The organism is Paenibacillus sp. FSL P4-0081 (genome assembly GCF_000758565.1).
GTDB lineage: Bacteria > Bacillota > Bacilli > Paenibacillales > Paenibacillaceae > Paenibacillus_AQ > Paenibacillus_AQ phytohabitans.
On sequence record NZ_CP009280.1, the window covers coordinates 2,803,133 to 2,819,744 of the forward strand.

Annotated in this window: 8 protein-coding genes; all 8 read left to right on the forward strand. The window is 52.1% G+C overall.

Going from position 1 to position 16,612, the window contains the following annotated elements; all coding sequences use genetic code 11:
• Positions 1 to 60 precede the first annotated feature (60 nt).
• The gene (locus P40081_RS11725; protein ID WP_042135590.1) at positions 61 to 8,784 is read left to right on the forward strand and encodes a chitobiase/beta-hexosaminidase C-terminal domain-containing protein; all 8,724 of its coding nucleotides are present in this window, start codon (positions 61 to 63) and stop codon (positions 8,782 to 8,784) included.
• Positions 8,785 to 8,815: 31 nt separating this feature from the next.
• Positions 8,816 to 9,505 (forward strand): S1 family peptidase, encoded by a 690-nt coding sequence (locus tag P40081_RS11730; protein WP_042135591.1) that lies wholly within the window; start codon positions 8,816 to 8,818, stop codon positions 9,503 to 9,505.
• A 163-nt stretch (positions 9,506 to 9,668) separates the two neighbouring features.
• Positions 9,669 to 10,031, forward strand: coding sequence for a LytR/AlgR family response regulator transcription factor (locus tag P40081_RS11735; RefSeq protein WP_052421783.1), 363 nt, complete (start codon positions 9,669 to 9,671; stop codon positions 10,029 to 10,031).
• Between the two features lie 104 nt (positions 10,032 to 10,135).
• Complete coding sequence (locus tag P40081_RS11740) at positions 10,136 to 11,317, forward strand: MalY/PatB family protein (protein WP_042135592.1); 1,182 nt, start codon at positions 10,136 to 10,138, stop codon at positions 11,315 to 11,317.
• A 328-nt stretch (positions 11,318 to 11,645) separates the two neighbouring features.
• Positions 11,646 to 12,605 carry a nucleoside hydrolase gene (locus P40081_RS11745; RefSeq protein ID WP_042135593.1) on the forward strand — a complete coding sequence of 320 codons (960 nt, stop codon included), beginning with the start codon at positions 11,646 to 11,648 and terminating at the stop codon, positions 12,603 to 12,605.
• Positions 12,606 to 12,782: 177 nt separating this feature from the next.
• A complete protein-coding gene (locus tag P40081_RS11750; protein ID WP_042135594.1) occupies positions 12,783 to 14,033 on the forward strand; it encodes a stalk domain-containing protein in 1,251 nt (416 codons plus the stop codon).
• 278 nt (positions 14,034 to 14,311) lie between these two features.
• Positions 14,312 to 15,265, forward strand: coding sequence for a radical SAM protein (locus P40081_RS11755; RefSeq protein ID WP_039303158.1), 954 nt, complete (start codon positions 14,312 to 14,314; stop codon positions 15,263 to 15,265).
• Positions 15,266 to 15,522: 257 nt separating this feature from the next.
• A complete protein-coding gene (locus P40081_RS11760; RefSeq protein WP_042140993.1) occupies positions 15,523 to 16,533 on the forward strand; it encodes an L-rhamnose/proton symporter RhaT in 1,011 nt (336 codons plus the stop codon).
• The last annotated feature ends 79 nt before the right edge of the window (positions 16,534 to 16,612 follow it).

Genomic DNA, 16,612 nt, shown 5'->3' on the forward strand with positions numbered 1-16,612 from the left:
TATTGTGGAGTGCGGGCACACTCTGCTGGGAATTCATAATACTATTTGGGTGGTGTCAAAATGGCTTTGAAGCGGAAATCAATTATAGGGTATTTAATAGCGCTGGCAGTGGTTGTCGTTGCGGCAGTTGCCGGCGGAATCATGGCTAAGGCTGATCCGCAGACCTGGGACAGCATGGCAAAGACCGAATGGTATATATCTACCAATGATACCTTCAAAATTGATAGTGAGGATAAGCTTGCGGGTGTTGCCAAGCTGGTTAATGAAGGCACTGGGAATGGTCTGCAAGGCAAAATTCTTGAAATTACGCGAGACATGGATCTCAAAAACTATCAATGGATTCCCATTGGTACAGCCGAACATCCATTCAAGGGTACTCTGATCACTGAGGGTGGTCTAATCAAGAAAATCTCCAATATGAATGTCGTTACAAATTTGTCCTATCAGGGTCTGGTAGGAAATATGGAGGGCGGGACAGTCGGCGGTCTGACTTTTGAAGGGTCTGGCTCCATCACTGTTACCGGTGTAACCTATGATGTATATGCAGGCTCTGCAGTAGGTAAAATGAGCGGCAGCAGCATCGTTTTCGATATTACCAACAATATCAGTATCAGCACTCACGCTTCTCCGTACCGCTCCTTCACGGGCGGAATTGTCGGAATGGGCGAAGGTATGATCTCTAACTCTATCAACAACGGAACCATTACGGCGCAAGGTTCAGCTGATATCGGCGGGATCCTGGGCTACGGTGAATCCAGAGGCATCATCATCAAAAAAGTGGTCAATAATGCAGCAATTCTCGCACAAGGTACTGACAGTGCCGTTCTCACTGCAGGCGGGATTGCTGGTCATACTACAGGACCGCTTAGTCTGAATGATGAAGATACTCCGATCATCAATAATGCTTCTGTCACCATCGACGGCGGAAACCGGGTTGTGGCAGGCGGAATTGCCGGTAAAGTGGACAATACCGTAGTATTCTCTAACATGACTACCAATAAGGGTGCAGTTACGGTTAATGCATCTGCGGCAGAAGGCTCGGCAGCCGGAGCGCTTGTAGGAGCAACGGGTGCGGTGGTCAGTCCGGAGGTTGGGATTACGTTTGTAAATACCGCACCGGTAGTGAATAACGGCGGCAAGAATGTATACACAGGAGGAATTGCCGGATACACCGGCAGCAAATTCACCTGGACACATGCTTACATCAACACGCAGCCGATTACAGCTACAGGGACACAAGATGTATCTACTGGCGGATTTGTCGGACATGCTGCAGGCGGACTGGTAACCAGCAACGCTGCAGCAGGGGTGTTTGAGAATAAAGCGCTTGTCTCGGTTAACGGAGTAACAGGAATCTATACTGGCGGGATTGCCGGTTATGATGCCAGCGGAAATATAGGCCAGGCCTCCTCCACAGGTGCACTGAATGTAAAAGGTACAGCGGATGTATACACCGGCGGTATCGTAGGGTATGAAGCCGGCGGAACGATTACATCATCAGTAACCGGCAAAACCGCAAGCGATCTTCTGGCGATAACTTCAGATGGTACAATCGGCGGAATCGCCGGTTATCTGGAAGGTACCCTGAATGATTCTTCTGTTAAATATGCAACTCTTCAGGTAACTTCTGCAGGCGGGATTGCCGGGGGGATTGCCGGTAATGCACAAGGAACCATGAACAACATAACTGCCGGAGATGCTTCCTCGGCAAGCTACAGCACGTTAATTCTGAAAGCTGTGGTAGCTGCTCCGGCAGACGGCCAGGATAACATCACGTTCGGCGGAGTTGTAGGCGTGAACACTAAGCCACTGGTTCTGACGGGCGGTAAGGCTGCCCGGATCAGCTTCCTGAATGAAGCTGGCAAAAGCGGATATACCATCGGCGGCGCAGCCGGTAAGCTTACTGCGGATGCGGTAATCGGCACTGTCGCCGTGCCTGCGGAAGTACAGGATTTGCTGGTTGAACTGAAGGCCGACAAGGTCAGCTTCGGCGGCGGCGCAGGGCATAACTCGGCTGCCCAGTTCAACGGACACACGAGCCGTACTGAAATTAAAGCAACAGGTGCTTCGGTAAAAGCTGGCGGAATGTTCGGTGAGAACCATTCGGCAGCAGCGGCTCCGTTCAATCATGCGGAGAATGTAGTCATCACTTCAACGGGTGCGGATAACGTACTCGGCGGTAATACCGGTCTCAATACCGGTCAACTGGTTAACGCTACCGTTACCCGGCTGTCTATTGAGGCGAATGGTGTACGTGCTGAAGCCGGCGGGATTGCCGGACATTCAGAAGGACCGGCAGCTCCTGCTGACCGGGCGGGAATGAAGTCAGCTGTGCTGAATGTTCCCGGGTATGACCCGATGATTACGCTGACTGCTGTGGAATCCAAAGCAGGAGCGATCGTTGGGGCTGCGAAAACTACGGATATTACTAATCCGGAGGTGAACGCAGCGGATGACGCGCAGGCGTTCATCCAAGCGCAGGCAGCCAAACCGTCTGTCGGCGGTTTGGCGGGTACACTGGAGAACAGCGCTATCTACAGTGACAGCAAAATTGTGAATTTGGAAAACATGTTGATTCTGGTAGCGCCAGCCGCTACAGATGCCTATATTGGCGGGATTGTCGGCTACAATGAAGCCTCCAAGCTTGACCGTCTGGTAGGTACAACGGTAAATCTGACGATTAATGCACCACGCGCTACTGCTGGCGGGGTTGCAGGGTACAATCACGGTAGTTCTTCAGGAATTATTGTGAACAGTTATATAAGTGCTCTGAATCTGAAGGCTAACGCCGGAGCGGTTTCATCTTATATCGGGGGGATTGTGGGCTTGAATGATGCCCAGACGATTGATCCCGTATTGAATCCGGCCACAGCGGTTAGTACGATTCAGAATACGCGTACACTCGGTACGGTATCCGCTGTTTCACCTACTTCAATCGTGGGCGGGATGGTCGGTGAGAACCGCACTCTGATTGCCAATAACAGCATTACTGATAAGATCACAGTAATCTCCAGAGGCAATTCTTCCATCATCGGCGGTTTGGCCGGGGTGAACACGGCAACAGGAACTCTCTATTATACGTATTCCAATGCCAACTTGACCATCGAGGGTGTAGGCACCCTGGGTGGCGGACTGGTAGGTGAGAATGCAGGGGCAGTTCTCGGCTCCTATGTAGATATCGACGTTACAGGCAATGCAACAGGAACAGCAAGCGGATCGGTCTACCTGGGCGGACTGATCGGCAGAAACACAGCCGGTACGGTGGAGCAATCTTATACCTCCTCCAAGGTTACGGCAAACGGCGTATATACGAATGTTGGCGGTCTGGTCGGGGAACACTCCGGCGGTACCATCAAGAACTCTTATGTAGCCAAAAGTGTAGCAGCTGCCAAAGCCAATTCTTACGTTGGCGGCTTCATCGGCAGAATAACTAACGGTAAAGTGAACAATGTATACTCGGCGGCGCAAGTTTCTGCTGGTTCGGGCGCTTATGCCGGCGGCTTCGCCGGACGGTATGACAATGCAAGCAAAGAGCTGCTCTACAAGTCTTATTACATTAAAGATGAAGCGCTCAACATCAACTCTGACCTGCCAGATTTCGCAGAGGGCAATCACCGCTGGCTGAATGTGCATGTGCGGCTGACTACGATCCTCTCCGAAACACTAAAGGATAGAATGGTCTTCCCTGGCTTGTCAGGCTGGGACTTTGAAGGATCGTGGAAATACGGCTCGCTAAACGCAGTTTACCAGTATCCTGAAGTAAACCGTGCAGCCAATACCGGCGGTGATATCGGCAATGATGTCAATGCCAATATCAACTGGTACATGAAGGATAAGGATGCTATCAACTTCGAGATTACTACGGAAGCAGAGCTTGCCGGTCTGGCAGCGATTGTCAACGGCACGATTGCCGGTGCGGACAAATTCGACTTCACGGACAGAACGGTGACGATCATGAATCCGATCCATATCCAGTCCAAGCAGTGGGTTCCGATCGGCAACAAGGAAGCCAATCCTTTTGAAGGAACCTTCGAAGGAAACAATCACTTGATCGATGGCTTAACCTTGCAGCCGGTGTACACTCATTCCGGATTGTTCGGAGTCATCGGTACGAAGGCGATCGTCCAGAATATCAATCTGGAGCCACTCTCTGTTGCCGGCAACCAGTATACCGGAGTCCTTGCCGGGATGAACCTGGGTACAGTGAACAATGTGGATCTTAAGCTGCTTGGCGGCGTGAAGGTCAGCGGCGGAATTGTCGGGGGGATGATCGGCAGCAACTCGGGCAGTATTACCGGGCTCCACCTTACGCTGGACGGCGGAAGCCGGATTGAGACGGTTGCTGACCACGGCATTGCCGGTGGACTGATCGGTGAGAATACAGCAGATTTCACAACCGGGACTTATACCATTAAGGATATAGACGGAAGCACCGGCAGCGCTGCTGATCATGCGATTGTCGGCGGACTTATCGGAGTCCAGACGGGCGATGTAACAGGTCTTGGGCATGAAGTGAATTCGCGGTACCGGGTTTCGGCTACGGGAATGGAATCCACTGTCGGCGGACTCATTGGCCAATTCACCTCGGGCCAGGCGAAGGATATTACGCTGACCTTCGCTGACGGAACGCTTGAAGCACGCGGACTCGGCTCGATTCTCGGCGGCATCATCGGCCAATCGGATGCCGGAAACAGCATCAGCAATGTCACAGTGACAGGCTTCGGAAGCGGTGTGCAGTTGACCGCCAACGGTACTGCCGGTGGTGTTGTAGGTGTTAAAGAAGGCAAGCTGGGCGGAATGTTGGCCCGGTCCATTGATCCGGGAAACAGCTTTGACATTGAACATGCAGCAGTTGAAGGCGTGAAGCTGTCTACTACGGGCGACAGCCTGAAGGCTGTTATCGGGGGGATTGCCGGATCGGCTGTCCATACGGCGATCCATGATGTCCGGTTCAATGCTTCTCTGCAGGCCGCAGGTGAAGAGATTACTGCGGGAGGTATCCTGGGAGAGAGTGTGAATTCTATCCTGTACCATGCAGAGGCATCACCTGATCTTCAGGTTGCAGCGAAGAACGGCGATGCAGCAGTCGGCGGGATTGCCGGAACAGTCTCTGCGGATGATATCCACCGGGGCTATGATTTCGGCAAAGCCTATCCGCTGTACAGCGGCATTTACATTGCCAAAGTTCAAAGCAGCAAGATAACGGTCACTGGAGCAGACAATAGTGCTGATCTCTATGTGGGCGGTGTGGCAGGCAAGAACGACAATGCCTCAATCTATAGTTCAGAGGTTGCTTCCGGGCTGAATGTAACCGGCGGCAACACAGTAAATGCAGGCGGAGTTGCCGGATACAGCAGCGGTATCATTGTAGATACCATCGTGAAGACCGGTCTGCATGCGGATACCAGCAGAGTGTATAATGCCGGCGGACTTGTCGGCTGGGGATCAGGCGGCGAGATTCATTACAGCAAGGTGATCGCCGGATCTGGACAAGCTCTGACGGTTGGCACAGCGTTAACGCTGGGTCAATCTGTACCGGCGACACATGCCGGCGGGGTAATCGGTATGGGGGATACTATCAAAATTACGCATACCCATACGGATATTCCGGTACAAATCACCGATACCAATCAGGACAATACCATCTATGCGGGCGGTTTTGCCGGACTTCTGGGTGATAATGGTACGCTTGCAGGACAAATTCAGAAATCCTATGCAGCAGGCAAGCTGAATGTCAGCGGCAGATTAGGCTCTTATGTCGGCGGCTTCGCGGGTTCTGTAGATCATTATTCGATTACGGACTCTTATGCTTCCGGTGACATCAGCAATACCGGCTTCGACACACGCAGCGGCGGTTTCGCAGCAGCGGTGGAGAGAAGCGGCAGCATCAGCAATTCTTACGCATTGCAGAACAAGATTTCTACAGTCGGAGTGAAGTCTTCAACCCGTTCTTACAACGGCGGCTTTGCCGGTTATAATGACGGGACTCTGACAGGCGTCTATGCCAATGTTCCGGAGATTTCCGTTAATGTAGCAGGCAATAACGTCTCTACAGGCGCACTGGTCGGCTATAACTTCCGGGACGGCAAAATTTCCGGTTCGTCGTATACGACAGGTACGCTTACGGCTGGACTGAAGGCAGTAGGCCACAATGCAGGTGCGGCGGCTGGCGCCGTGAGTTCAGCAGCGGTTAATCCGCTCAGCTCAGGCACATGGATTATGGATTATGATACCTCCTTCCTGAACGAACTGACAGACGGAACAATCACGGTTCAGACTCCGCTGCAGCTCTCGGGTGCAGTCATGTTCTATAACGAGACAGGCCTGAATTATTACAAGCTGTTCAACAGAACAGCTGACGACAAACCGGAGCTGGCAACCATCCTGCTTGGGGCGGATATTAATCTTGCCGGAAGCACTTGGACCGCATTCGACAGCTTTAAGGGAGTATTTGACGGTCAAGGCTATACGATTAGCGGACTTTCACTGAAAACCCCAGAGCAGCAAACAGCCGGATTCATAAAAGAAAACTATGGCCAGATTCTGAATGTTAACTTTACCGGAGCGGATATTTCCGGCGCAGTAAATTCCGGTATTGCTGCAGGGATCAATCACGCAGGTGCAGTAATCCGCAAGGTTAACGTCAGTGGTTCTGTAGCTGGCAGTGCCACGGCAGGCGGAGCCGCAGGTGTGAATCTAGGCCTCATTGAGAAGGCTGCTAATGACGGAGTGACTCTTTCGGGACAGGGCCGTAAAGGCGGCATTGCCGGACGCAACGCCGGAGTGATTCACCAGGCAGTGTCCAAAGGCAATATTGATGTTACTGCCACACTGGCAACCGGCGGCATTGCCGGTGAGAACAGTGCGGAAGGTACAATTTTTGAGTCGATTGTCTATGGCGATATCCATGTGGCTTCGGCCCAGGCTATAGCCGGAGGGATCAGCGGTCTGAACGCGGGAGAGATCAAGAACAGCTATTCTGCCGGGGCCATTTACGCAGAAGGAATGTCTACAGCATGGGCTGGCGGTATCGCCGGTCTGGCGGAGAGCGGAGCGATTACTTCTTCCCTGAATACCGGAGAAGTGAAAGCTGGAGTGAAAGGCAAAATTCTTCCGCTGCAGGCCTTCTTCGGAGGGATTGCCGGACAGAAGTCTGATCATGCAACCATCAGCCAATCCTTGTTCAACAGACAAATGCTGAAGAATAATATTGCCTTCTACAATCTGGATGGCCAAGCAGTGGCTGGCAACAGCAGCAGTGCAATGGGGCTGCTTGGCACAGAGCTTACCAGCCCGAATCTTCCAGCAGGTCTGGATGCCGGAATCTGGACAGCACAGAACACATTCTATCCGGTACTTCTGGCCTTTGACGGAACAGAAGAAGGAACTCTTGCTTCAGCGGCTGTTATACTGAACCCGCAGGATCTGATTAACCGTGTAGGTTCGGCATTCAGCTTGAGCGGCAGCGGAGCACTGGTATGGAGTGCAGATCCGTCCAAGGCTGATGTGAACGGTGCTGCAGGAAGCTTGAAACAGGGCGGCAGCGCAGTGCTGAAGGCAATAGCCGGAGGACAGAGCAGAAGCATTACAGTTAATGCGGCTGCACTGCAATACCCTGGCTCGGCAGCTGCACCAACTGCAACACCTGCGGAGCTGAGCTTCTCGACGGAAGTGAAAGTAGAGCTGACAACAGCGGAGCCGGACGGCCAAATTTATTACACGCTCGACGGCACAGATCCTACGGAAGCTTCTCAGCTATACAGCGAAGCGATTGTGCTGAAGGACAAGACGACTGTTAAAGCCGTCACCATTGTTCCGGGCAAAGAATACAGCAAGGTATCGGCCTGGACCTGGACGCTGTTAGTTTCCAGCGGTGGTGGAGGCGGCGGCGGTGGCGGTGGCGGTGGCGGTGGCGGTGCAGTTGTGCCGACCCCGACCCCAACACCAACTCCTGTTCCGGTGATTACCGCTATTGCCGGTACTACGACGGTGAATGGAGACAGTGAAGCTCCAGTGAAGATTGCCAAGAACAGCAAGCTGAAGCTGACAGCTCCGGAAGGGCAGACGATCTACTATACAACGGACGGAAGCACGCCGACAGTAAACAGTACGAAATATACCGGTGAGCTGTTGATTACCAAGACCATGACGATCAAAATGATCACAGATAAAAATGATACTGTGACTACCATTGAATATGTAGCGGAGAATGCCAAATACAGCCTGAAGAGCAATGCGGGAGAAATTAAGTATATCGCTGCTTATCCGAATGGTTTGTTTATGCCTAATGCAGCCATTACCAGATATGAGCTGATCCAATCCCTTGCTCCGCTGCTGGATATGGAAGACGTGAATGTAGGAAACCTGTTCAATGATGTAAGTGCAGGCAACGAGGCTTTGACCGGATTCTTCGCTTCGGCAGGCATTATTGAAGGCTATCCGGACGGCGGCTTCGGCGGAACGAAGGGCTTGACGAGAGCCGAGTTCTCCAAGATCATGACTACAGTGCTGAAGCTGGATGTTACAGATACCGGAATTACGAAGCAGTCGGATCTGAAGGGCCACTGGTCAGAGAATTATGTGAATGCCCTGTCCAAAGCAGGTTATGTGCAAGGCTTCCCTGACGGCACATTTAAACCGGGATCACCGATTACCCGTGCTCAGGCTGTAGTGCTGATCAACCGGATTGCCGGTACGAAGAAGCTGGCTGTAACAGCAGTACGCTTCAAGGATCTTCCGGCAACACACTGGGCTTACAAAGACATCATGTCGGTTGTGCAATAATTTGTAATTCTTTGATGAAGGAGATTGGCGGATGAAAACAAAACTGCTTGCCGTAAGCCTGATCTTCTCGTTGATCTCGGCAGTGCTCTTCTATTCAGACACTACCAGCGCCGACACACCAAGTGTGTATAACGCTGAACAGAGCTACGGAATTGCGAATGAAGCCATGTTTTATCTGCGGGTACTCAAAAGTGACGGCACCGCAAGTTCCACGGGGACAGGAATTATCCTGTCTCCGGCAGGAACAGCAGCAACGGCGTATCACGTGGTCAAAGGTGCGGAGCGGATGGAAGGGGTGATGGCGGATGGTAGTATTATCAGTCCGATCAAAGTCACGAAATTCGATGAGCTTAAGGATGTGGCTGTTCTTGAATTGCCAAGTCCTGCTGCTATGAAGCAGAAGGGTAATGCGTATGCTTATCTTCCGCTGCGTAAGGACGTCCTGAAGCATGGAGAAGCTGTATTCGCACTGGGCTATCCGCTTAAGAATACAGCGATTATCACCGAAGGGATTGTCAACACGCCTGCTGCGGAGATCAATGGAAGAAGCCGGATTCTGACTTCGGCCCAGGTGGCAAGCGGGATGTCAGGAGGTCCGCTGCTGGATACACATGGCCAGCTTGCGGGAATTATCTCCGGTTCGCTGCGGACCATGAACAACATTCATCTGGTTGTAAATATGGAGGATCTGCGGAGCCTGCTGCCGGCGTCCTTCAAGTAGAATTCATTTCAGAAGCAGCTCAGACAACAATGAAGGCTGCAAAATAATAATAACAATGGCTGTCCTCTGACGTTTGGAGCAAACGGGGGACAGCACTTTTTTTAGACACCTGTACCGATAGACGACTGCGTAATTCACCCGTCCGGAAGGAGGAGGAACCCGAGTGATCAAGGCATTTCTGCTGGATATGAACCAGAAGGATCTCTATAAGCTGTCTTCCATGCTGCAGCATACAGGCAAGGTGAATGTGATTGGAATGTCGGCCTATCCCGAGAATGTTGTAGACAAAATTGTTCTGCTGCAGCCTGATGTGCTGTTTCTGGATCTTCAGCTGCCCGGCCAGCAGGGAATGGTTGTAGCCGAACGGGTAAAAAAGAAGCTGCCGGATATTCAAATTGTGATTGTCACAGAGAGCAAACAGCATGCCCTTTGGGCCTTCGACCAAGACATTGTGGATTATGTGCTGAAGCCGCTGGAGGAGGTCCGCCTGGGCCAGTCACTCGAACGGCTGCGTAAGGGAAGCTGAAGCGTATGCCGGAGTAAACCCGAAGCCGCCAGACTGAATCAGGATGCCGGAAGTTTCTCTCCATGTTACAATAAACGGACAAGCAGAAAGGATGGGTGATTTAGTTGAAGTATGATTTTAACCGTATCATTGACCGCCGCAATACCCGCTCATACAAATGGGACCAGTCCGAGAAGCTGTTCGGAGACAAGGAGATTCTTCCGCTTTGGGTCGCGGATATGGACTTTGAGAGTCCCCCTGCCGTGAAGGAAGCGATTCTGCGCCGTGTACAGGAAGGGGTGTACGGCTATAGTGTGACGAGTGACTCCTACAAGGAGGCGATTGCCGGGTGGTACCGCAGCCGTCATGACTGGGAGATTCAGAAGGAATGGATCACCGATTCTCCGGGAATTGTGACCTCGCTCAGCCTGTCCGTAGAGCTGTTCAGCCAGCCGGGAGATCAGGTGATTCTGCAGTCGCCGGTCTACTATCCTTTCTATGATGTAATCCGGATGAATGACCGCAAGGTGGCGATCAACCCGCTGAAGCTGGAAGAAGGCCATTATGTTATGGATTATATCCAGCTTGAAGAACTGATGGCCGGCGGCGCCAAGCTGCTGCTGCTGTGCAGTCCGCATAATCCTGGCGGCAGAGTGTGGGAGCGGGAAGAGCTGCTGCGTCTTGGTGAGCTGTGCCTGCGGTATGGTGTAACGGTAATCTCGGATGAGATCCATTGCGATATGGCAATGCCGGGCTACAAGCATATCCCGTTTGCGTCCCTGTCGCCGGAGCTGTCGGATATTACACTGACTACGCTGGCAGCGACCAAAACCTTCAATCTGCCGGGCCTGCAAACCTCGTATATCGTAACCTCTAGTCCCGAGCTGAAGCGGAAATTCGAGTACAAGCTGAAGGCACTCAGTCTGCATATGTCGGCATTCTTCACGCCGGAGGCGGTTGAAGCGGCTTATAATGAAGGCGGAGAATGGCTGGATGAGCTGGTGCAGCATATCAGCGGCAATGCCGAGTATGCCATCAGCTACCTCGCAGAGCATCTGCCGCAGGTGAAGCCAATGAAACCCGAAGCCACCTATCTGCTGTGGATCGATTGCCGGGCCCTGGGGCTGGATGCGGACGGACTCAAGAACCTGATGTACCGCGAGGCCAAGGTGGCTTTTAACGAAGGCTCTGTCTTCGGAACGGAAGGCCAAGGCCATCTGCGCATCAATCTGGCCTGTCCGCGTTCCGTTCTTGCCGAAGCGCTGGAGCGGTTCACTCAGGCTGCTGCCCCTTATGTTCAGCAATAAAGCTTATACGTATGCTTGTAGCTGCGGCATATAGTTGTATACTGTGCAATTACAAGCAGCGAAAAGGTAGCGTACCATAAATCAGACGCTATATTAAAACATTTACAGCGATCAAGAAATCCGCGCCCTTAGGGGTAGCGGATTTCTTGTTATACCGCTGTCTGCGAAGATTGAAGGTGTCCCGCCAACCTCGCGGTGAACACCCCTTGCTGCCCCTTCCCGGCATGCGCTTCAACCACAACCGCTTATTGAGCAGACCGCAGACCCGTGTTAAGATGGGCAGTACGGCTGATAGAGTAAGTATATATAGAGAGTGGGAGAGATAGAGATGAGTAGCAGCAATGCAACCCGGATGATTATTGATTGTGATACAGGAATAGACGATGCTTTGGCTATTCTATATGCCCTCCGCACACCGGAAGTGGTAGTTGAGGGGATAACGACGGTGTTTGGTAATATTGATGTGCAGCAGGCGGCGGATAATACCTTGCGGCTGCTTGCACTCGCAGATCCCGGATACGACATTCCGGTAGCGCTTGGAGCGTCCAAGGCACTGGTGCGCGAACTGACAGGCTTCTCGACCCATGTGCATGGGGAGAATGGGATTGGCGGCGTTCAGCTGCCCCCTTCCCGGCAAGTGCCGGTGCAGGAGACAGCGGCGGAGTTCATTGTGCGGATGGCGGATGAGAACCCGGGTGAGATTGTGCTGGTAACGCTCGGACGGCTGACCAATCTGTCGCTCGCGCTGGATTTGGACCCGCAGTTGACCTCCAAGCTGAAGAAGGTAGTGGTCATGGGCGGCACGGTCTTTAAGCCGGGCAATGTGACTCCGGTGGCCGAAGCTAATCTGTGGGGCGACCCGGAAGCGGCTGACCGTGTATTCACCTCTGGGCTGCCTGTGCTGATGATCGGGCTGGACGTTACACTGCAGACACGGATTACCTCAGAGCATCTTGAGCTGCTGAAGCGCCATGGGCGCGAAGAGAACAAGTCCATCATAGACTTCATGGAGGAGTCACTCGAATACTATTTCAGATTTTACCGGGAAGCCAATTATCTGATCAACAGTGCGCCGCTGCATGATCCGCTGGCCCTCATGGCTGCGCTGCAGCCGGATCTGGTGACTACGCGCCGGATGAAGGTCCGCGTGGAGCATCAGGGAGAGTTCACCTCAGGTATGGTCGTGGCAGATTTGCGGCCGCAGCCGAAGGTCGGACATTTCATCGAAGTGGCGGTGGATGTGGAGGCTGAACGGGCGGTTGGCGTCTTTTTGAGCGCGTTTATGTAAGTGTGAAGTAAGTGGAATGGAATTATGCATCAGCTACCCTACTTCAATAGCAGACAATTGAATCTCCCAATAGTTACAATCTCTTAATTTGCTATAATTTCCTGGTTTGGTAAAATGGTAGGGGATGTAAGATTGAGAGATTCATAATCTATCTATAAGAGAATGGGGAACTTATTAATGAAGCATCTGGCTAAAATAGTATTATGCGCAGCGATCTCACTGGGTAGCTACTCGGCACTCCCTGCAAGTGCTGCACAGGCGGCACCAGGCGGTGTCAGTATTCTGCTGGACGGCTATCCGCTGCCCTTTCCGGTAGAACCGGTAGTCATGAGCGGAACGACAATGGTACCTTTCCGTGCGATTTCTGAGGCACTGGGCATTGGGGTGGAATGGAACCAGGCGGCCCGCCAGATTACCGCGACGCAGAAGTCCGCTGCTGAAGCATCTCCGGCAAAAGTTATCCTGACCCTGGGCAGTAAAAATGCATCCGTGAACGGAACCGTAGTGAAGCTTGATGTAGCGCCGCAGAATATCCGCGGGACGACGATGATTCCGCTCAAGTTCTTCAGCCAGCAGTTTGGAGCGGTTGCTTCCTGGAATCAGGCTTCCAAGACCGTATCCATTACATCGCCCAAGCGGGATCTGTACACTTTAGGATTCTATGCGCAGAAGGCCTACAGTGAAGTGTCGCTGATTCCAAGCTTTGATGCGGTAGCCTTTGGCTGGAGCCGGATTGACCCTACCGGTCAATTCACTACAACCGGTAAGGATTTCTGGTGGCCGGAGGCTGCAGGAGAGGTAACGCCGGAATCCATTGTCCAGAATGCAGCAGCGGGAGGTACAGCCCCGTATCTGATGGTTTACTCCAGTGACTCAGCTCTGGAACTGAGCAAGAATCTGGCGGACCCGCAGCTGCAGCAGCAGACCATCGCCAGCATCGTGGATCTGGCCTCGCAGAAGGGATTCCAGGGCATTGGACTGGATCTGGAAGGACTGGGCTTGACCGGAGATAAGGCGCTTGTGCAGAGCCAGTATAATGCTTTTGTCAAAAATCTCTCCGTGGCCGCACGCGCTGCCAGTCTGAAGCTGACGGTGATTCTGCATCCGCTCAACAGCTCCTACAAAGGTTATGATTACAAAACGCTTGCTTCTCTCGCTGACGATCTGGTCATTATGGCCTATGCCTACGAGGGCGAGAAGGGGCCGGAGCCGATGGACAAAGTGGATGAAGGTATCCGGCTGGCCCTGCAGCAGGTCAGCAAAGACAAGCTGATTCTCGGCATTTCAGTATTCAGCGAGAATGATTCCTCCGTCAACGCGAAGATTGGCCTGGCCAAACGTTACGGTCTCAAAGGAATTGCCATCTGGCGTCTGGGTCTCATTGGCCAGCCGGTGTTCAGCAGAATGGGAGAATCGGTAGAATTGTAGAATGTGCAGCAAGTATTCATGCAATGATAGCTAAATTTGAATCTGGCTGAAGAGAGACTGCCGTATGGTGATATTGACCGCGCGGCAGTCTTTTTGATGAATATATGATTGTAAATCTTTCATTATATGAGTCCTCCTCAGGTCCTCCTTGTTATGCAGCATCTTGTATATTCGGGCTGGCGATATCAAATGTCACATTAACCTGACGGGCAAACCTGTATAATTTTAAAGGTTGACCTTTAAATTGACGATTCTAAATATAGGAGGGACTATAGAGCATGAGTACGAAATACAAAGCACTGGAACTGGATAAACCGATGACTTATGAGCTGGAGGGGCTGGAAGTCGGGGTCACCTCGAACTGCAATTTCCGCTGCGATTACTGCTGCGCTTACAATAGAAATGATGGACAGAGCATTAACGGCAAGGAGGTTATCCGCATTCTGGAGGAGCTGCCTAATCTGAAGCGTGTGCGCCTCTCGGGCGGTGAGGTGACGCTGAAGTTCCAGGACTGCGTGGACATTGTGGCTTACTGCACCTCCCGCGGGATTCAGACCCAGCTGAACTCGAACGGCAGCCTGCTGAATGAAGAGCGGATCGGGCAGCTGGTGGATGCAGGACTGACTACGATACATATATCCTTCAATTTCACTACTGCCGAAGCATTCTCTGCTTACTACAATATCCACACAAGCGTTTATAACAAAATCAGAGAGAACATCACCATGTTCGCCAAAACAAATGTAAATGTTGTGCTGGAAACGCTGCTGTTCAACGAAACACAGGACAATATGCGCGAGATCAGCGATCATGTCTATTCCATGGGTGTAAGAACGCATGAGATCCAGAACAGCATTATTATGGGGCATACCGGCTGGAAAGCGATCGCGGCCCGGGAACAGCTGAAGAATGCCGTGAACGAGCTGATTGCCCGTAAACCGGCGGATACCACCCTCTATTTCACATGTATGGACCGGTTCATGGAGGCTATGGGGTTCGAGGAACAGCCGGGTGTCTACTTCCCGCACTGCATTGAGGGCATGAAGCAGCTTCACCTGCACGGCAATGGCGATATTCTGATATCCGAGCTATGCCACCCGGTTATTATCGGCAATATTTACAGCGGTACCTCGCTGAAGGATCTGTACAGCAACATGCCTGCACCGCTCGAAAAGTATCTGGAGAAGCGGCCTTGCCCGGCGCTGGATGCGCTTTTCCCGCAAGGGGTATAGTCCGGACGCTGCAGCAGAAGAGCTTATGAGCGGAACTTATTATTGTGCATTATATCAGGCAGGATTGCAGCCCAACCGCTGTGGTCCTGCTTTTTGCTGGGAATGACTTTGAATGACAGGTATTTCTGACTTTATTTCAACTATGAATGAAAACTTTCATGTATAATCATCAGCATGAACTGTATAACAATGCAGAAACCTTCTGCTTCATTACTATAGAAATAGAGATAACACATTTGGACTGGGAGGATTTCATCATGATTTACGGGTTTTTACTATTGCTGCTGGCCTGCTGCTTCCAAGGCAGCTTCGGGCTGGGGATGAAGAAATACCAGCCGTTCTCCTGGGAAGCGTTCTGGACGATTTTCTCGCTGGTAGGGATATTAATTATTCCGGTTGTCTGGACTTGGATCGAAGTGCCCAACTTCTTCAGCTATATCCGGCAGACGCCTGCTGATGTGCTATGGACGGCTTCCTTCTGCGGTTTCCTGTGGGGCATCAGCTCGATTATGTTCGGCAAAGCGATTGATTCCATCGGTGTCTCGCTGACCTATGGTGTTAACATGGGGATATCGGCATCGCTGGGTTCGCTGATTCCGCTGTTCATCTTCGGCAATATCCCGGCGGCTGGCTCATTTACGGTACTGCTGACCGGCACAGCAATTATGCTGGCTGGCGTTGCCGTGATTACCAAGGCCGGCCTGCTCAAAGAAAAGATTATCACCGCTTCCGGCCAAGGGACAAGCTCCGGTACTAACCTGACCAAAGGCCTGATTATCGCTTCAGCTGCCGGGCTAGGCTCTGCTGCGATGAATATCGGCTTCTCCTATGCGAGTCAGGCGGCGGATATTGCCGTTGCCGATGGAACAGCCAGGATTAGCGCCAATCTTATTTCCTGGGTAATTACGCTGTCCGGCGGCTTCATCGCCAACTTCGCGTATGCTTTTATCCTGTTAATCAAGAACCGGACCTATAAGGATTATTTTGCCAAAGGTGCAGGCCCGGCCTACGGTAAGGCACTGTTAACCGCTGCGGTGTGGTTCCTGGCACTCGGTGTCTATGCCAAGGCAACCGCATTACTCGGTCCGCTAGGCTCCGTCGTGGGCTGGCTTGCCTTCAACGGATTGTCGCTGATCATCAGCAATGCGTGGGGACTTAAGGACGGAGAGTGGAAAGGGTTCGCTGCTCCCAAGAAGCTGCTGCTGTGGGGGAATATAATATTGATTCTGTCCTGGATTGTAGTGGGGATCGCCAATAGCATGGCGTAGGATATTCCGCAAATTGGCAATTTTCCACTCTTCCGGGCGGCTTGGTTCTGTTATGATTTCATTAGAGGTGTTAACCAAG

What these genes read in the sequence shown, in the direction of transcription:
- P40081_RS11725 (WP_042135590.1), top strand. Translation starts at nt 61, where the DNA reads ATGGCTTTGAAGCGGAAATCAATTATAGGGTATTTAATAGCGCTGGCA.
- P40081_RS11730 (WP_042135591.1), top strand. Translation starts at nt 8,816, where the DNA reads ATGAAAACAAAACTGCTTGCCGTAAGCCTGATCTTCTCGTTGATCTCG.
- P40081_RS11745 (WP_042135593.1), top strand. Translation starts at nt 11,646, where the DNA reads ATGAGTAGCAGCAATGCAACCCGGATGATTATTGATTGTGATACAGGA.
- P40081_RS11750 (WP_042135594.1), top strand. Translation starts at nt 12,783, where the DNA reads ATGAAGCATCTGGCTAAAATAGTATTATGCGCAGCGATCTCACTGGGT.
- P40081_RS11755 (WP_039303158.1), top strand. Translation starts at nt 14,312, where the DNA reads ATGAGTACGAAATACAAAGCACTGGAACTGGATAAACCGATGACTTAT.
- P40081_RS11760 (WP_042140993.1), top strand. Translation starts at nt 15,523, where the DNA reads ATGATTTACGGGTTTTTACTATTGCTGCTGGCCTGCTGCTTCCAAGGC.